The sequence below is a fragment of the Roseateles saccharophilus genome (genome assembly GCF_031458095.1).
GTDB classification, from domain to species: domain Bacteria; phylum Pseudomonadota; class Gammaproteobacteria; order Burkholderiales; family Burkholderiaceae_C; genus Pelomonas; species Pelomonas saccharophila_A.
This window is the reverse complement of sequence record NZ_JAVDXU010000003.1, coordinates 261,512-278,121: the sequence shown is the minus strand read 5'-3', so window position 1 is coordinate 278,121 and position 16,610 is coordinate 261,512. Positions and strand designations below refer to the sequence as shown.

Sequence of the window (16,610 nt, the reverse complement as noted above, 5' to 3'; positions counted from 1 at the left end):
CCACCCGCGTGTCGATTTCGGCCGGCGTCGATCGTCGTTCCGATAACCGCAACCTGCTGCAAGGACAGACACCATGACCCTCACCATCACCGCCTTCGAACGCTCCCCCGACGGCGGCAAGGGGCTGGCCCGAGATAGCCGCGTCCGCTGGGCGCTGGAGGAAGTGAACCAGGCCTACGAGGTTCGCCTCGTCTCCTTTCAGGCCATGAAGCAGCCCGCGCACCTCGCCCTGCATCCCTTTGGCCAGATCCCGACCCTGGAGGATGGTGAATTGGCCCTCTTCGAGACCGGGGCCATCGTGCTGCATCTCGGCCAGCGGTATCCGGGCCTGCTGCCCGAGGGCGCCGAGGCCCGCGCGCGGGCCGTCGCATGGATGTTTGCCGCGGTCAACACCGTGGAGCCGCCCATCCTGGAGCTGACGATGGCCCGCCTGTTCGAGCGCGACCAGCCCTGGTACGCCGACCGCCTGCCCGCGCTGGAGGCGCGCGTGCGCACGCGGCTGCAGCAGCTGGCGGCACGGCTGGGCGATGCCGATTGGCTCGAAGGTGCCTTCAGCGCCGCCGACCTGATGATGGTGCACGTGCTGCTGCGCCTGCGCTCGACGGGTCTGCTCGACGAGTTCCCGCCCCTGGCCGCCTATGTCGCGCGCGGTGAGGCCAGGCCGGCCTACCAGCGGGCGTTTGCGGCCCAGCTGGCGGTGAACACGCGCGCGGCGTAGCGCGCGGCCGTCCGCCCCGGCGTCCTCTGGTCTGGGGAGGCGCGCGGCCCTGCATCGCCCAACAATGCGGTCCTCCGGCGACGCCGGCTTTCAGTGAGCAGGCGCCATGGCGGAACCCAAGACAAGGCTGGAGTTGCTGACGTCGCTGGTCCAGGTGCTGAGCATCGTCTGCGGCGTGGTCATCAGCGTGCTGAGCTTCAACGCATCCCGCGAGAAGGAGGCCGAGGTCAGGAAGAAGGAGGCCGAGGCCCGGGTTGCCGAGGCGGAGCGGCCCTTCCGCGAGCTGCGCCGCAGCGTCTACCTCGAGGCCATCAAGACGGCGGCGATCATCGCGACGCCCGAAGGCCGGCCCAAGGCGGATGTTGAAAAGGCCGGCCGGCGCTTCCGCGAGCTCTACGTCGCGGAACTGACCATGGTCGAGGATCCCGCCGTCGAAACCAGGATGGTGGCGCTGGCCAGCGCGGTGGCTCCCGATCTGCTGCGCCTGAACGAGGGCCAGCTGGCCGCACTCGGGCTGGCCAAGGCGCTCAAGGCCTCCTACTCGAGTTCCGAGCAGCCGGGCTGCGGCAGGTAGAGCGACGTTCCAACGGCCGCGTCTGCGCTCAATCGCGGAAGTTCGGCGCCCCGCCCTTGCCGGCCATCATGGCCTTGCTGAGGTCTTCGCTCATCAGCATGGCCGAGTTCCAGGTCGCGATGTAGTTCAGGCCATCGGCCACCGAGTGGTCGCGGGCGTAGTTCAGCATCTCCTTGGTGCCGCGGATGGACAGCGGCGATTTGCTGGCCACCATGGCGGCGATCTCGCGCACGCCGGCCTGCAGCGCCTCGCGGCTGTCGAACACGCGGTTGACGAGGCCGATCTCGCGCGCCTCGGCCGCCTCCACGCGCCGGCCCGTGTAGGCCAGCTCGCGCACCAGGCCCTGGGAGCCGACGATCTTGGGCAGGCGCTGCAGCGTGCCGACGTCGGCCACCATGCCGATGTCGATCTCCTTGATGGAGAAATAGGCGTCGGCGCTGCAATAGCGCATGTCGGCGCAGCAGATCAGGTCGATGCCGCCGCCCACGCAGGCACCGTGGATGGCGGCGAGCACGGGCTTGCGGCAGCGCTCCAGGCTCGTCAGCGTGTCCTGCATGTCCAGGATGACGCGGCGCAGGCTCTCGCGGGTGCGACCGTCACAGGGATCCTGGATCTGCGGGGCGATGCCCATCATCATCTGCAGGTCGATGCCGGCGGTGAAATGCTTGCCCTCGCCCTCCAGCACTGCAACCCTGGCGTGGGCCTCGGTATCTACCCAGTCGAAGGCGCGGCGGATGTCCTGCCACATCACGGCGTTCATGGCATTGGCCTTGTCCGGTCGATTCAGGCGGACGGTGGCGATGTGGTCCTGGACGGAGACGGTGAGGGTTTCGAGTTGCATGGCTGACCGGCAGAGGACGGGAAAGCCGCCATGATGCCTGTCATGACCCCTGGGCGCTGTCGCCACCGGGCCAGCGTCGATACTTGAGCCCATGATCCACGCCACCAAACGCATCGCCCGCGGCGCCGGCCTCGCCGCCGTGCTCGTCAAGCGCGCCCCCACCCTCGAACTCGACTGGGACGCCCGCAGCAGAAGCCGCTTCTCGGCCACCGATTCCAGCGGACGCGAAATCGGCGTCGTGCTGCCGCGTGGCACATCGCTGCGCGGCGGCGATGTGCTGGTGGCCGAGGACGGCAGCCTGCTGCGCGTCATCGCTGCGGCCCAGCCGGTGCTGCAGGTGCGGCATTGCGCCGAGCACGGCAGCGCATTCGACCTGCTGCGCGCCGCCTACCACCTCGGCAACCGCCATGTGCCGCTGGAGCTGCAGCCCGATCTGCTGCAGTTCGAGCCCGACCCCGTGCTGGCCGACATGCTGCGCCGCCAGCATCTCATCGTCACCGAGGCCCAGGCCGCCTTCGAGCCCGAGGGCGGGGCCTATGGCGAGGGGGCGGGCCATGGTCATCACGACCATGGCCACGATCACGGCCATTCGCACGATCACGCCGCCGCGCCCGCACCGGCCCGCAAGCCGCTGGCCATTCCGGTCAAGGCGCACGAGGCGGTGCATGTGCACGGTCCGGACTGCAACCACGACCATGACCACGGACATGGTCACGCCGCTCACGGCGAGCCAGGCCACGTGCATGGCCCCGGCTGCGGCCACGATCACAAGCACTGACTTCCGCTCACGTGCCGAGGCGGGTGGGAATCCTCACCTCGGCCTAGGGATGCCTTCTTCCTGGTGGCGCCTCGTTGTGCCGTTAGCATCGCGCGCGCCGCCGCTGGCCGGCCCTGGAAGGGCGGGCTGCGGCGCGCCATGAGCCAACCAGGGAGTTCCTTCTTGAAGTACATCCGTCTCTTGCTCGCCGGACTTGCCGCGGGCCTGCCCGCTGCCGGCTTTGCACAATCGCCCAACCTTGCCGCGTCCACCTATATCGGTGTGGAGTTCGGCACCGGCAAGGTGAGCCTCAATTGCCCCGCCAACACCGCCTGCAGCCGGGTGGACTCCAACCTGACGGTGCGCGCCGGCCACCGCTTCGACCCGTCCTGGGCCTTCGAGGTGACCTATGCTCACATCGACGCCGACTGGGGCTTCCTGGGCCGCAACTACTCTGCCGAATACACCGGCTTCGGCGTCGGCGCGGCCTATACCCTGCCGTTGTCGACCAGCGTTGGCGCGGTGCTGCGGTTTGGCGGTGCCTCCAATGAGCTGAAGCTGCAACCGGCTGTCGGCCTGTCGGGCAACAACCCCGGCACCACCTCGACGCGTTCGGTGCAGCCTTACGCGGGGCTGGGGCTGTCGTGGCAGTTCGCGCGTCACTGGAGCACCAGCCTCAATGTCGACCTGACGCGGGCCGCCCTGCGCGACAGTCCCACCAGTCCCAAGCAGACCGTCACGGTGCGGACGCTGGGCGCCGGCATCGCCTTCAATTTCTGATCGCGAAGGCGGGGGGTGCGCTGGCGGGGCCAGAATCGCCCCATGTCCACGCCGCCTTCTCCCGCCTCGCTGCTGCACCTGCTCTGGCTGGCGTCGCCGGCCCTGCCGGTCGGTGGCTTCAGCTATTCCGAAGGCCTGGAGGCCGCCGTCGATGCCGGCGTCGTGCATGACGAGGCCAGCGCCGGCGACTGGCTGCTGAACCAGCTCGAGCTGGTGCAGGCCCGCGCCGAACTGCCGGTGGCGGCGGCCGCGCACGCGTCGGCGCTGGCCCTGGACAGCGCGCGGCTGGCCGAACTCAATGCCTGGGTGCTGCAGACGCGCGAGACGTCCGAGAGCCTGCAGCAGGCCCAGCAGATGGGCCGCAGCCTGCTCGCGTGGATGCAAAGCCTCCTTCCCGACGCCGCCGTGCTGCCGCTGCTGAAAGGCCTGAAGCCCGCGCCGACCTGGCCCGTCGTCATGGGCGCGGCCGCAGCATCGCGGGGCGCCGCGCTGGAGCCGGCCCTGCAGGCCATCGCCTTCGGCTGGGCGGAGAACCTGATGCAGGCCGCTGTGCGCTGCGTGCCCCTGGGCCAGACCTCGGGCCAGCGCCTGCTGGCACGCCTCGTGCAAGCCATTCCGCCAGCCGTGGCGACCGCCCTGGCCGCACCCGAACCCATGGCCTTTGCGCCCCTGCTCGGCGTCTTTGGCGCCCGCCACGAAACCCAGTACTCGAGACTGTTCCGCTCATGAATTCAGCTCCTTTGCACGCCATTCCGAATCGCACCAAGAAGCTCCCGCCGCTGCGCGTCGGCGTCGGCGGCCCGGTGGGCTCGGGCAAGACCACCCTCGTCGAGATGCTGTGCAAGACCATGCGCGAGCGCTGGGACCTGGTCGTCGTCACCAACGACATCTACACCAAGGAAGACCAGCGCCTGCTGACCGTGGCGGGCGCGCTGGCACCCGAGCGCATCATGGGCGTGGAGACCGGTGGCTGCCCGCACACCGCCATCCGCGAGGACTGCTCCATCAACCTCGAGGCGGTGGACCGCATGCTGGAGAAGTTCCCCGACGCCGACATCGTCTTCGTCGAAAGCGGCGGTGACAACCTCGCGGCCACTTTCAGCCCCGAGCTGTCAGACCTGACCATCTACGTCATCGACGTGGCCGCCGGCGAGAAGATCCCGCGCAAGGGTGGCCCCGGCATCACCAAGAGCGATCTCTTTGTCATCAACAAGACCGACCTCGCGCCACACGTGGGTGCCGACCTGGACATCATGCGCAGCGACACCGCCCGCATGCGGCCCGTCAAACCCTGGGTCATGACCAACCTCAAGACCCGCGAGGGGCTGGCCGACGTCGTCGCCTTCATCGAGAAGAAGGGCCTGCTTGTCAGCTGATGCCATTCGCTGGCCCGCCCGGCTGGACCTCAGCGCGGCGCGCGACGGCGGCAATGCCACCCGCGTGCACGCCCGCCATGACGGTCCGCTGCGGCTGCTGAAGACGCTCTACCCCGAAGGCGCCGGCGTCGCCCATGCGGTGCTGGTTCATCCACCCGGCGGCCTCGTCGGCGGGGACCGCCTGGACATCCACATCGATGTGCAGCCCAGCGCCCATCTGTTGGTGACGACACCGGCCGCGACACGCTTCTACCGTTCCAACGCCGGCGAAGCCGCGCAGGTCGTGCAGGCCTCGGTGGGCGAGGGCGCGCGCCTGGAGTGGCTGCCGCAGGAGACGCTGGCCTATCCCGGCTGCATCGCCCGCAACGAGGTCAGGTTCAAGCTGGCCGCGGGCGCCAGCCTGTTCGCCACCGAGGTCCTGGGCCTGGGGCTGCCGGCGGCCGGCCAGGCCTTCGACAGCGGGCGGCTGCTGCAGCATCTGGAAATCACCGACCGCTGGCTGGACCGGGGCTGGCTGGATGCCGCCGACACCGCCCTGCTCGACGGCCCCTGCGGCCTGGCGGGCCATCGCGTGCTGGGGACGCTGGTCTATGCGCAGGGCGGTGCCCTGGCCGATGCCGAGGCCCTGCTGACCCACAGCCGCGCCCGGCTCGGCGAGGCCGTGCGGGGCGGCATCACGCATCTGGCCGGGCCGGGTGGCGCGCTGCTGCTGGCCCGCGTCGTCGGCGACGAGGTCGAGGCCGTGACCCTGGCGCTGCGGCGGGTGAGGGCGTTGTGGCGCGAGCAGCTGTGGGCGCTGCCGGCCAGCGATCCCCGCATCTGGGCCACCTGAGTCAGCGTTCGCTGCGCAGCTCCAGCCACAGGCCATGGGCCCGCTCGGCTGGGGCCGCTTTGCTCGCGCGCGTCGCCATCACGACGCCGATCAGCGGATGTCCGGGTACGAGCTGGTGCCGCGCCGGCACGATGACGACGCGGCCGCCTGCGGCGAGTTCAAAGACAAGCGCCCTGGTTTTCAAAGGCTCGCCGCGGGCCTCTTCCCGTGAGCTGGCGCCCAGGGCCGCCAGCAGCTGCGCGAGCGGCGTCGGGTCGTCCGTTGCCACCCACACCTCCCGCGTCGCGAAGGCGCCGTTGGCATGGGCGAAGTGCTCCGGCCTGTCGGTCGGTGAGCGGTTGTCTCCGGCGAAGAAGATCCAGGGCAGACGCGGGTCGGTCAGCTCGAGGCCGTCGGCGTCCAGGCGGTGCGGGATGCCCGCGGCCTTCAGCGCCGCGGCGGCACGGGCCGCGTCGGCCGCGTGCAGGGTCAGATAGGCCGGGCCTTCGCCCTCGCGCAACAGGTCCACATAGCGGCCGCTCAAGGCGTCGCGCGCCTGCGTGGCCGTGATGAGCTCCAGCCCGGCGCCATTGGCGAACTTGACATGGGCATTGTTCAGTCCCTTGGCATGCGGCCGCCCGGGCTTGATGGCAAAGCCGAGGGCGCGGAAGTCGGCGGCCGCCGCGTCCAGGCTGCGTACGGCCGTGGGGATGTGATCCAGGCGCACCAGCGGCTGGGCCCCGGCCGGCAGGCCGGCGGCCAGCAGCAGGGCCAGGGCCCAGCGGATCACAGCGCCCGCCATGTCGGGATGCAGTGGCGGGCCAGGGCGGTGACCCAGTCGGGCTCGCCCGGCACGAAGGCGATGCCGAAAGCCGGGCTGACGAGGAAGCCGGCGCGCTCGAAGGCTTCGGTGTCCTGGGCCAGCACGAAGCTGGCGAGGGCGGCGAAGGGGATGGCCACCGTGCCCAGCTGCAGCACCGGCGCCCGCTTGGTGATCTCCTCCAGCCGGCCGTTGTCCTGGAAGCGCAGCACGCTGTGGCCGTAGTCGTAGGCAGTCAGGGCCACGTTGTTGCGCGAGCAGTGGTTGGGCGGCCCGAGGCGGGCGACCAGATCTTCCACCGTCAGGCTGAAGGTCAGGCCGTCGAAGGCCGTGAACGGCTCCAGGCGCAGGGCCATCACAGGCGTGCGGACATGTCGGCCCAGGCGGCGGCGATCAGGGCCCGCAGCGCGTTTTCGTCAACGGGCTCGCCGGGCCGCAGCTTGACGTGCCGCATGGCCTTGCCCGTGCCCTGCAGCAGGCCCGCCGGGTCGGGCAGCTCGGCGCCCTTGAAGAAGCCCACATTGACGTGGGCCGTGAAGGCATTGACGTAGCCGAAGGCCGCGTCGCCCGCGCAGGCGGTGGGATGGCCGTCGTGCAGCAGCTCGCGCACGTCGTCGTCGCAGGCGCGCATGACGTCGAACCACTTGCGGGCGATGTCGCCCAGCTCGCCGGCATGGGCGTCCATCCACGCCTGGACGGCGGCGTCATGTCGAGCTGCGGTCGGGAAACGGAACAGTGTCTCCATGACCGCAGATCATCGCCTAGTCTCCCGTGCTCCCGGGGATCTGCTGGCGCAGCTTGACCTTGCTGGCCGACTTGCGGCGCATCTTGATGTTCATCATCTCGACGGCCAGCGAGAAGGCCATGGCGAAGTAGATATAGCCCTTGGGCACATGATGGCCGAAGCCCTCGGCGACGAGCACGACGCCGACGACGACGAGGAAGGCCAGGGCCAGCATCTTGATGGTCGGGTGGTTGGACACGAAGCGGCCGATGGGGCCGGCGAACAGCATCATCAGGCCGACCGAGGCGATGACGGCGCCGATCATGATGCGCACATCGTCCACCATGCCGACGGCCGTGATGATGGAGTCCAGCGAGAACACCAGGTCGATGACCATGATCTGCAGGATGACGGCGCCGAAGGCCGCCTTGGCCTTGCCGCCCGCGCCCGGGTTCTCGTCTTCGCCTTCGAGCGAGCCGTGGATCTCGCCGGTGCTCTTCCAGATCAGGAACAGGCCGCCAGCGATGAGGATGAGGTCGCGCCCCGACGTGCCGCGCTCGAGGAAGGGCAGGGTGAACAGCGGCTCCACCATGCCGACGATCCAGGCCAGCACCAGCAGCAGGCCGATGCGCATGAACATCGCCGCGAACAGGCCCAGGCGGCGCGCCACTTCCTGGCGCTCCTTGGGCAGCTTGTCCACCAGGATGCTGATGAAGATGATGTTGTCGATGCCCAGCACCAACTCCAGCGCGGTCAGCGTGGCGAGGGCGATCCAGGTCTGCGGGTCGGTCAGCAGTTCGAGCATGGGAAGGCTTCCTTGATCAGCCGGGCATTGTCTCCAGCACCCGGCGGATCACGGACAGCCTCAGCCTGAGCCAAGCTTCGGTTTTGCTTGGGGTATGGGTCTGTTCATGCCCCGGCCCATTGTCGGGGCGTGAGCAGACCCTACTTCAGAATGAGTTCCTGCAGTTGCATATTGCCCACCAGCTTGCGCATGGCGCCGCGCTCGCCGGCGGCGACGTCCTGCTTGCGCGTGTCGGCGGCCAGCATGGCCTCGATCTTCTTCTGGAAGGCCAGCTGCTGGGCGTTGCTCTGGTAGTCCTTGAGCTCGACGGCCAGCACCAGGTCGGGCTCGTCGTGGCGCTGGGCATTCACGGCCAGCACGTGGTAGGACACGATGATCCCTTCCTTCTTGCCCAGCTCCTGCACCTTCTTCCAGTTGCTGCCGAGGTAGTCCATGTATTTCTCGAAATGGCCCGGTTCGATCTTGATGTTGGAGAAGAACCAGACCGAGCCCGGCGTGTAGCTCGAGTCCTGGGCCAGGGCCGGCAGGGACAGGGAAAGGGCCGCAGCGGCGGCGCACAGGCTTGCTTTGAAGTTCATCATGGCTTGCTCCTTGGTTGATGTCCGCCAGCGTCAGGCAGGGCGGGCGGCGGCAGTGTGTGGAGCGGGGCGGCGCGCGGCGACGGCGATGCGACCGGTGCGGCAAATCAGGCGCCGAGTCCGGCGCGATCGCGACGGGATGCGCTGTCAGCTCGAGGACGGCTTGAACTAGGGGATGTGCTTGGTCACGCCCGTCTGGCCTGTCACCCGGGTGACTGTCGCGTCCACGCATGTGCACGGATGGCGGCGGCGCTGGAATTGGCCTACAACCCGACCATGCTGCCTCTCCTCAACGCGGCCCCCACCGTCAGCGCCGAGCACCCCCTGCAGGGCGCCGAGGTGGAGACTGCGTTGAGCAATTCGCGGCTGATCTCGGTCTGCGAGACCACCAACCCCGACGAAGCCCAGGCGGTGCTCTGTGGCGTCTACGGCCCGCATGCGCTGCGCGTGCAGGACGAATCCACCCTCGCGCTGAAGCTGCGCGGCGCCGAGTTCGCCCGTCTGCACCTGGGCGAAGTGCGCTACGGCACCTCCACCCGCATGGCCATGCCCCGGGCCCATGGGCACTGGGTGTTCTCCTATCTGCGCCAGGGCGAGGTCTGGCGCAGCGGCGACCGCGAGCTCTATGGCGCGGGCGATGCCGGCGTCATCGCGCCGGACGAGGTGCATGGGCTGGAGATGTCCGGCGACATGGAGCTGCTGAACCTGCGGGTCGACGATGCCGACATGGGCAGCGCCTGCCGCAGCCTGCTGGGCTCCGACCTGGCCCATCCGCTGCGCTTTGCCGACCATTGCGGCGCCGGCGGCGCGCCGGTGGCGGCCCTGCTGCGTGTGCTGGGCCATCTGGCGGCCACGCCGGCCTATCCCCATGCGGCGGCCCAGCGCCTGGAGACCAGCCTGCGCGATGCGGCCCTGTTCGAGCTGCTGCTGGCCTGGCCCAACAGCTACACACGGGGCCTGGACGCACCGGCGGCCCTGCCGCTGTCCACGCGGCGGGCGCGCGACTACATCCACGCCCATGCGGCCGACGTCCCCTCGGTGGCCGACATCGCCGAAGCGGCCGGCGTCGGCGTGCGCGCGCTGGCACGTGGCTTCGAGCGCCACTTCGGCGTCTCGCCCCAGCGCTATCTGCAGCTATACCGGCTGGACCGCGTGCGCGAGGAGTTGCGCTCGGCGCCTCCCGGCGTCACGGTGACCTCGGTCGCGGCGCAATGGGGCTTCTGGCAGCTGGGCAGCTTTGCGGCGCGCTACCGCGAGCGCTTTGGCGAATCGCCCAGCCAGACCCTCAACCAACGCTGAAGTTCCGATTCGGCACATCCGGCTGCCGATTCGCCATAGCCGGCTGAAGCGCGGCTCGCGACCATGCCCCCACGCCGCCACACAGACGCGGCGACCGGAGACAGAGCATGAGACTCAGCCCCATTGCGCTGGCTGTCGCGTCCACCCTGGCCGCGGCCCAGACCACCGAGACCCAGCAGATCGAGCGCGTCGTCATCACGGCCGAGCGCCGCGTGACCGTGCTGGACACCACGCCCGCCGCCATCACGGCCCTGAACGGCGCCCGCCTGGCCGAGCGTGGCGACACCGGGCTGGCGGACCTGGTCATGCTCAGCCCCAACACCTCGGTGACCAACGGGCAGGGCGCCACCCAGCTCTTCATCCGTGGCATTGGCAATGTCTTCATCCTGGCCGGTGGCGACCCCGGCGTGGCCCTGTACAGCGACGGCGCCTATGTGTCCGACCAGACCAGCTCCAACACCGCCCTGTTCGACACCCAGCGCGTCGAGATCCTGCGCGGGCCGCAGGGCGCGCTGTACGGCCGCAATGCCACCGGCGGGGCGATGAATGTCATCTCGGCCCTGCCGACCAGCAGCTTCCAGGCGCGCCTGGGCCTGCTGCTGGGCAGCGACAAGCGGCGCGAGAGCGAAGGCTTTGTCTCGGGCCCGCTGACCCAGGGGCTGGAAGGCCGCCTGTCCTACCAGGTCAAGGAAGCCGACGGCTATACCCGCAACCCGCTGGCCGAGGGGCCGCGCAGCCTGGACGACCAGTCCAGCCGCGCGCTGCGGGCCCAGCTGCAATCCAGCCTGGGCGGCAATGGCACGCTGCGCTTCGTGGCCGGCCATTACCGCGAGCGCGACGCCGGCATGAGCGTGCCGGTGCTGCCTGACCCGGTCTCCATCCCCGTGCTGCTCTACGGCGTCACGCAGAGCAGCGACCCGCGCAGCGTCAAGAGCCAGGGCTCCAGCAACCGCGTCGAGGTCAACACGGCCCAGGCCCTGCTGGAGATGCCGCTGGGAAGCAACACGCTGAGCGCCTCCCTGAGCTGGCGGCGCAGCAAGGTCGACCGGCTGTGGGACAGCGACACCACCGAGGCCGCGGTCACGACCTCGGGCTTCCTGACCGGCAGCACCGACAAGAGCGTCGACGTGCACCTCGCCTCCGACGAGGCCAGCCCCCTGCAATGGCTGGTCGGCGTCACGGCCCTGCAGTTCGACCAGAGCCAGGACATCACCATCCTGACCCAGGTGCCGCTGGGCTTCCTGGTGCCGGGCGCACCCCTGACCGTGCCTTTCCCGGGCGGCGTCGGCTTCCTGCTCGGCGGCATGGTGCACACCCGCTCCAGCGCCGCCTATGCCGACCTGCGCTACACGCTGAACCCGCAGTGGTCGCTGCTGGCCGGCCTGCGCGTCAACCATGACAGCAAGCGCGCCGACGAGTACCAGAACATCGCCGCCTTCGGCCTGGCCGGCACCGGCCATCCGAGCGACGGCTGGACCAGCACCCCGGGCAGCCTGGGCGTCGAATACAAGCCCGCCACCGGCACCCTGGCCTATGCGCGCTGGGCCCATGGCTTCAAGTCGGGTGCCGTCAACCTCGGCGCCCTGCAGCCCAATCTCGTCAAACCCGAGAAGGTCAGCAGCATCGAGCTGGGCTTCAAGACCGAGTTCCTGCAGCGTCGTGGCGTGTTCAGCGCGGCCGTCTTCAGCAGCCGCTACAAGGACATGCAGGTCTCCCAGGTCGGTCAGGCCACGACCTTGCTGGCCAATGCCTCGGCGGCGCGCATCGACGGCCTCGAAGTCGAGGCGGCAGTCAAGCCCATCGCGCCGCTGACCCTGTCCGTCGGCCTGGGTCTAATGGATCCCAAGTACACGGACTTCACCAATGTCGACCTGCGCAATGCGCCGACGACACCGGTCAATGTGCGCGGCCGCCAGCTGGCCCAGGCCTCCAAGCAGCAAGTCACCCTCGGTGCCGAATGGGCCGGCAGCGTCGGCGAGATGCGCACGACGCTGCGGGCCGACTACAGCTGGCGCGGCCGCTTCTATTTCACCGAGTTCAACACGCCGGACGCCATGCAGGGCGCCTACGGCCTGCTCAACCTGAGCGCCACGCTGCGCCCCGCGGCCGGTCCCTGGAAGCTCTGGGCCTATGTCCGCAACGCCGGCGACACGACGGCCTACACCAGCATGAGCATTGCCTCGCCATTGCTGGGCGCGGCCCGCCAGGTCACCTACACGCCGCCGCGCCAGTTCGCCATCGGCGCGAGCTACGACTTCTGATCGACAGGGGGAGACCACCATGAAGCATCTGCTCGGCCACCATCAGCCGCAATGGGAACCGCTCGCCCATGCCTTCGACGCGCTGTTCGAGCGCGGTGACGACCTGGGCGCCTCGCTGGCCCTGACCGTCGAAGGCGAACTGGTGCTCGATCACTGGGGCGGCTGGTGCGACGAGGCGCGCAGCAAGCCCTGGGACCGCAACACCCTGACTCATGTCTGGTCCACCACCAAGACCATGACGTCGCTGTGCGCCCTGCTGCTGGCCGACCGCGGCGAGCTGGACCTGGACGCCCCGGTGGCCGCCTACTGGCCCGAGTTCGCGGCCAATGGCAAGAGCGGCATCCTGGTGCGCGACGTGCTGGGCCACACCTCGGGCGTCAGCGGCTGGGAGCAGCCCATGGGCATGGGCGACCTCTGCGACTGGGAGCGCAGCACGGCCCTGCTGGCCGCCCAGTCGCCGTGGTGGACGCCGGGCAGCGCCTCGGGCTATCACGCGCTGAACTACGGCCACCTGGTCGGCGAGCTGATCCGCCGCATCACCGGGCAGAAGACTGGTGCCTTCCTCGCCAGCGAACTGGCCGGCCCGCTGGGCGCCGACTTCCACATCGGCCTGCCGCCCGAGGACGATGCCCGTGTCGCGCGCGTTGTGCCGCCGCCGCCGGCACCGGTCGACTTCTCGGCCATTCCGCCCGACAGCCCCATGCTGCGCACCCTGGGCAACCCGGCGCCCGACGCGGCCTACAGCCATAGAGAAGACTGGTGCCGGGCCGATATCGGCGCTGCCAACGGCCATGGCAATGCGCGCTCGGTGGCGCAGCTGCAGTCCATCGTCGCCTGCGAGGGCACGCTCGCCGGCCGGCGCTGGCTCAAGCCGCAGACCGTGGACCGCATCTTCGAGGTGCAGGCCCGCGGCATCGACCTGGTGCTCGGCGTGCCGCTGTGCATGGGCATGGGCTACGGCCTGCCCGAGCCGGCCACGCTGCCCTTCATCCCCGAGCAGCGCATCTGCTTCTGGGGCGGCTGGGGCGGCTCGCTGGTGCTGGTGGATGTGGAGAGGCGGCTCTGCCTCGCTTACATGATGAACCGCATGGCGCCCGGCGTCGTCGGCGGGCCGAATGCGGCGGTGCTGGTGCAGGCGCTGTACGCCTGCTGCGCCTAGCGGCAGAAGTAAAAACAAAAAACCCGCCAGCGGCGGGTTGGGGGTGACTGACGGCAGCGCGGGGCTCAGACGATCCAGACCGGCGTCTGGGCGGCGGCCAGCGTCGTGGTGTCGCGGCGGCCTTCGATGATCACTCGCGGCAGATGGGCGACGGTGGTCGCTTCGGCGCGCTTGCCGACGATGACCACGCGCTCCAGCTTCACGACCTCGGTGGCCGGGGCGGCCGTGTGGTTGGCCAGGCTCACACCGGCTGCGGCTGCGGCGGCGACGGAAGCGATGGCGACGAGGAAGGTCTTGGCGGCGGTGTTCATGGTGGGCTCCGGTGAGGGGTTGCTGTGTCAGTGATTGCAGTTTCGTCACGGACCCCGGGCACCGCGAGGCCCAGGCGATGAATTGCCGGCGCGGCCGGATGAACTGCAATTCCGCGGGACGAAGCGGGACCGCCGCGCAGCGGCGTTAGCGCCGTGCGCCGGACGGCGTGCCGGGCCAACCGACGGCCGCCCAGGCGCGGCGCAGCTGCAGCTCGGAGTTGAAGCCCGCCGCCTCGCTGGCTGCCGCCACGCTGGCGCCGGCCTCCAGCGATCGTTTGGCCACGGCCAGGCGCACGCCGCGCAGATAGGCCTGGGGGCTGGTGCCGGCGTGCTGGGCGAAGAGGCGGCTCAGCGTGCGCGGCGTCGTGGCCGCGAGGTCGGCCATGCGCTCCAGCGGCCAGTCCTCGGCGGGCGCGAGGCTGAGCGCGTCCTGTACGCGGTGCAGCCGTGCGTTCAGGTGCTGCCGGTGGGCCAGCAGCGGCGACAGCTCGGGATCGGCCGGGCCACGGCGCAGGGCCACGGCCATCTGCTCGGCGACGCGGGCGGCCACCAGCTCGCCGGCATGGGCGGCGATCAGATGCAGGGCCAGGTCGATGCCGGCCGTCACGCCGGCGCTGGTGAAGACCTCGCCGTCCTGCACGAAGACGCGGTCCTGCTGCACCGTGCAGCGCGGCTCCAGGCGGGCGAGGTCGTCCAGATGGTGGTGGTGGGTGGTCGCCCGCCGGCCGGCGAGCAGGCCGGCCTGGGCGGCCAGCAGGGCGCCGGAGCAGACGGTGACGAGGCGCAGGCCCGATCGGCCGGGTGCGAGCCGGGCCAGCCAGGCGATGAGTTCGCGCCGTGATGCCTGCGAGCGGGCCTCGGCGGCCGCGGTGCGGCCCACCAGCACGATCCAGCTGCCTTCGGGCAGGCTGTCGGGCAGGGCTTCCAGGGCCTGCAGCCGGATGCCGACCGAGCCTGTCGTTTCGGCCTGGGCCGCCGCGAAGCGCAGCGCAAAGGGTGCGGTGTCCAGCTTCAGGTCGGCGATCTCCAGGCTGGCCAGGCGCAGGGCCTCGGCCGGGCCGGCCCAGTCGAGGACGAGGCTGTCGTCCTGCAGGACGAACAGCACCTGTTTCGGTTCAGGCAAGAGCAGCTTCCTTTTCGGTGACGGCCTGCAGCGCGCCTTCCACATCCAGGATGCGGGCGAAACGGCCCTCCAGCACGGCGGCCGTGCGGGCGCGGAGCTGGGCGGGCGTCAGGGGCGAGCCGTCGGGGTGCTTCATCGTGAAGGTGAGTGTCGCCTCGGGCACGTAGATGACATCCCAGCCAAGGTCGGAAGCATGGCGGGTCGTCGTCTCGCAGCATTGCTCGGTGCGGATGCCGCTGATGACGAGTTCGCGGATGCCGTGCTGGGTCAGCCACACATCCAGGCCACTGCCGACCAGGGCGCTGTGGCGGGTCTTGTGCACGGTGTGCGTGGCCTGGAAGTCGCGCAGGCCTTCGAGCGGCCGCACATGGCCGCTTTCCAGGCTGAAGGGATCGGCGCCGCTGGAGTCGTGGTCGACATGGAAGACGCGCACGACGGGCAGGCCGGCGGCCTCGAAGCCCTCGATGAGGCGGTTCTGGGCGGCGAGATAGGCGGCCAGGCCGTCGGTCTCGTAATAGGGACGCTGGGCGAAGGACTGCTGGACGTCGATGACGATGAGGGCGGTGGTCATGGTGGGGCCTCGGTGTGTTGTTGAGGCCTCCAGTGTTCCGCTGCCGGGCATCCGTCGCCACGCGCTGGCAGACGGAGATGGATCAATTCAGGACAAGCCGAGGGCGCGCAGCAGCTCGACCGGTGAATAGGGTTGGCGGCGTTTGGGCCAGTCTGTCACCAGGCCATGCATGCGATGGTTGAGCGGCGCCCCGCGACCGAGGCTGCGGGCCAGCCGGACCACCTCGCCGCACAGGGCGTCGATCTCGGTCGTGCGGCCCTGGGCCAGGTCGTCGGCCATGCTGGAGCGGGCCTTGGCGTCGATGCGCAGCATGCGCGCCGCGGCCAAGCGGAAGATGAAGCTGGGCATGCGCAGCAGCGTGATCAGCCGGCGTGGCGGCAGCGGCGTCAACTGGGCGACGGGGCGGTGGGCGGCCTCCAGCAGGTTCAGCGCCTCCTCCTGCAGGGCCGCCAGCACGCGGCGATGGCCCCGCTGCAGCAGCTCGTCGCGCAGCGGCATGCCCGAGAGTGCGTTGACCGGGTTGTTCAGGTTGAGCAGCAGCTTGCCCCATTGCACGGGTGCCAGGTCGCCGTGCAGCTCCAGCCCCATGCCGACACGGGCCAGGGCCGTCTGCCAAGCGGCCAGGGCGAGGTCGCCCGGGCTGCCTTCGGCCGCCAGCGAGCCGGCGGTGCCGCGGTGGTAGCGGCCGGGGGCGATCTCGGCGATGTTGTAGGGCACCATGCCGGCGTGCCAGTGCAGCTGCGGCGCGGCCTGGCGGGCGGCGTCGGCGTTGCCAATGCCGTTCTGCAGGCTGATGACGGGTGTGCCCAGTGGCAGGGTCAGGCCCAGGGCCGTGGCGGCCTCGACGGTGGCGCCTGACTTCACGCACAGCAGCACCAGGTCGGGTTTTAGGCCGGCGGGGGGCTCTTCGTGCAGGCGCAGTTCCAGGGCCGGGATGTGGCGGTCCATGCCGTCCTGGTCGGTCAGGCGCAGGCCCTGCTTGCGCAAGGCGGCCAGCACGCGTGGGCGGCCGACGAAGTGGACGGGCACGCCGGCCAGTTGGGTCAGGCCGCCGACAAAGCAGCCGACGGAGCCGGCGCCCATCACCAGAACGCCGGTCATG

20 protein-coding genes are annotated in these 16,610 nt (G+C 70.1%); 10 read left to right on the top strand and 10 right to left on the bottom strand.

Going from position 1 to position 16,610, the window contains the following annotated elements; genetic code table 11:
* The first annotated feature begins 73 nt into the window (after positions 1-73).
* Both J2X20_RS20285 and J2X20_RS20280 read left to right on the top strand, forming a co-directional pair.
* Positions 74-718, top strand: a complete 645-nt coding sequence (locus J2X20_RS20285; RefSeq protein ID WP_310268570.1) for a glutathione S-transferase family protein — start codon at positions 74-76, stop codon at positions 716-718.
* 106 nt (positions 719-824) lie between these two features.
* Positions 825-1,292 carry a hypothetical protein gene (locus tag J2X20_RS20280; RefSeq protein ID WP_310268568.1) on the top strand — a complete coding sequence of 156 codons (468 nt, stop codon included), beginning with the start codon at positions 825-827 and terminating at the stop codon, positions 1,290-1,292.
* Between the two features lie 28 nt (positions 1,293-1,320).
* Here the strand turns inward: J2X20_RS20280 and J2X20_RS20275 are convergent, their stop codons facing one another.
* Complete coding sequence (locus J2X20_RS20275; RefSeq protein ID WP_310268564.1) at positions 1,321-2,133, bottom strand: crotonase/enoyl-CoA hydratase family protein; 813 nt, start codon at positions 2,131-2,133, stop codon at positions 1,321-1,323.
* 91 nt (positions 2,134-2,224) lie between these two features.
* Here J2X20_RS20275 and ureE point away from each other — a divergent pair, with 91 nt between their 5' ends.
* From ureE to J2X20_RS20250, 5 genes are all read left to right on the top strand, one after another.
* Positions 2,225-2,911 (top strand): urease accessory protein UreE, encoded by a 687-nt coding sequence (ureE, locus tag J2X20_RS20270; protein WP_310268562.1) that lies wholly within the window; start codon positions 2,225-2,227, stop codon positions 2,909-2,911.
* A 162-nt stretch (positions 2,912-3,073) separates the two neighbouring features.
* The gene (locus J2X20_RS20265; RefSeq protein ID WP_310268559.1) at positions 3,074-3,670 is read left to right on the top strand and encodes an outer membrane beta-barrel protein; all 597 of its coding nucleotides are present in this window, start codon (positions 3,074-3,076) and stop codon (positions 3,668-3,670) included.
* Between the two features lie 42 nt (positions 3,671-3,712).
* The gene (locus J2X20_RS20260) at positions 3,713-4,399 is read left to right on the top strand and encodes an urease accessory protein UreF (protein WP_310268556.1); all 687 of its coding nucleotides are present in this window, start codon (positions 3,713-3,715) and stop codon (positions 4,397-4,399) included.
* Positions 4,396-5,046 carry an urease accessory protein UreG gene (ureG, locus tag J2X20_RS20255; protein WP_310268554.1) on the top strand — a complete coding sequence of 217 codons (651 nt, stop codon included), beginning with the start codon at positions 4,396-4,398 and terminating at the stop codon, positions 5,044-5,046. The genes J2X20_RS20260 and ureG overlap by 4 nt, the downstream gene beginning before the upstream one ends.
* The gene (locus J2X20_RS20250) at positions 5,036-5,878 is read left to right on the top strand and encodes an urease accessory protein UreD (protein WP_310268549.1); all 843 of its coding nucleotides are present in this window, start codon (positions 5,036-5,038) and stop codon (positions 5,876-5,878) included. The genes ureG and J2X20_RS20250 overlap by 11 nt, the downstream gene beginning before the upstream one ends.
* A gap of 1 nt (position 5,879) precedes the next feature.
* Here the strand turns inward: J2X20_RS20250 and J2X20_RS20245 are convergent, their stop codons facing one another.
* The 5 genes from J2X20_RS20245 to J2X20_RS20225 all read right to left on the bottom strand — a co-directional run bounded on the left by J2X20_RS20245 (position 5,880) and on the right by J2X20_RS20225 (position 8,787).
* Entirely contained in the window at positions 5,880-6,659 is a 780-nt protein-coding gene (locus J2X20_RS20245; RefSeq protein ID WP_310268546.1) for a VOC family protein, read from the bottom strand.
* Positions 6,644-7,033: a hypothetical protein gene (locus J2X20_RS20240; protein ID WP_310268543.1), complete on the bottom strand. Its 390-nt coding sequence runs from the start codon at positions 7,031-7,033 to the stop codon at positions 6,644-6,646. Before J2X20_RS20240 ends, J2X20_RS20245 begins: the two co-directional genes overlap by 16 nt.
* Complete coding sequence (locus J2X20_RS20235; RefSeq protein ID WP_310268540.1) at positions 7,033-7,422, bottom strand: DUF1801 domain-containing protein; 390 nt, start codon at positions 7,420-7,422, stop codon at positions 7,033-7,035. Before J2X20_RS20235 ends, J2X20_RS20240 begins: the two co-directional genes overlap by 1 nt.
* A 16-nt stretch (positions 7,423-7,438) precedes the next feature.
* Complete coding sequence (locus tag J2X20_RS20230; RefSeq protein WP_310268537.1) at positions 7,439-8,206, bottom strand: TerC family protein; 768 nt, start codon at positions 8,204-8,206, stop codon at positions 7,439-7,441.
* A gap of 140 nt (positions 8,207-8,346) precedes the next feature.
* Complete coding sequence (locus J2X20_RS20225; protein WP_310268535.1) at positions 8,347-8,787, bottom strand: hypothetical protein; 441 nt, start codon at positions 8,785-8,787, stop codon at positions 8,347-8,349.
* A gap of 273 nt (positions 8,788-9,060) precedes the next feature.
* Between J2X20_RS20225 and J2X20_RS20220 the strand changes: the two genes are divergently transcribed.
* The 3 genes from J2X20_RS20220 (at position 9,061) to J2X20_RS20210 (ending at position 13,503) form a co-directional block, all read left to right on the top strand.
* Positions 9,061-10,083, top strand: coding sequence for a helix-turn-helix transcriptional regulator (locus tag J2X20_RS20220; protein ID WP_310268532.1), 1,023 nt, complete (start codon positions 9,061-9,063; stop codon positions 10,081-10,083).
* A gap of 107 nt (positions 10,084-10,190) precedes the next feature.
* Positions 10,191-12,344, top strand: coding sequence for a TonB-dependent receptor (locus tag J2X20_RS20215; protein ID WP_310268530.1), 2,154 nt, complete (start codon positions 10,191-10,193; stop codon positions 12,342-12,344).
* 19 nt (positions 12,345-12,363) lie between these two features.
* Complete coding sequence (locus J2X20_RS20210; protein WP_310268527.1) at positions 12,364-13,503, top strand: serine hydrolase domain-containing protein; 1,140 nt, start codon at positions 12,364-12,366, stop codon at positions 13,501-13,503.
* A gap of 65 nt (positions 13,504-13,568) precedes the next feature.
* On the opposite strand, the gene J2X20_RS20205 is transcribed toward J2X20_RS20210, so the two are convergent.
* The 4 genes from J2X20_RS20205 to J2X20_RS20190 all read right to left on the bottom strand — a co-directional run bounded on the left by J2X20_RS20205 (position 13,569) and on the right by J2X20_RS20190 (position 16,609).
* On the bottom strand, positions 13,569-13,814 hold the full coding sequence (locus tag J2X20_RS20205; RefSeq protein WP_310268525.1) for a hypothetical protein: 246 nt from the start codon (positions 13,812-13,814) through the stop codon (positions 13,569-13,571).
* Positions 13,815-13,959: 145 nt separating this feature from the next.
* Positions 13,960-14,937 carry a GlxA family transcriptional regulator gene (locus J2X20_RS20200; protein WP_310268522.1) on the bottom strand — a complete coding sequence of 326 codons (978 nt, stop codon included), beginning with the start codon at positions 14,935-14,937 and terminating at the stop codon, positions 13,960-13,962.
* Entirely contained in the window at positions 14,930-15,508 is a 579-nt protein-coding gene (locus J2X20_RS20195; protein WP_310268519.1) for a cysteine hydrolase family protein, read from the bottom strand. The genes J2X20_RS20200 and J2X20_RS20195 overlap by 8 nt, the downstream gene beginning before the upstream one ends.
* An 87-nt stretch (positions 15,509-15,595) precedes the next feature.
* Entirely contained in the window at positions 15,596-16,609 is a 1,014-nt protein-coding gene (locus J2X20_RS20190) for a 2-dehydropantoate 2-reductase (protein WP_310268516.1), read from the bottom strand.
* Position 16,610 lies beyond the last annotated feature (1 nt).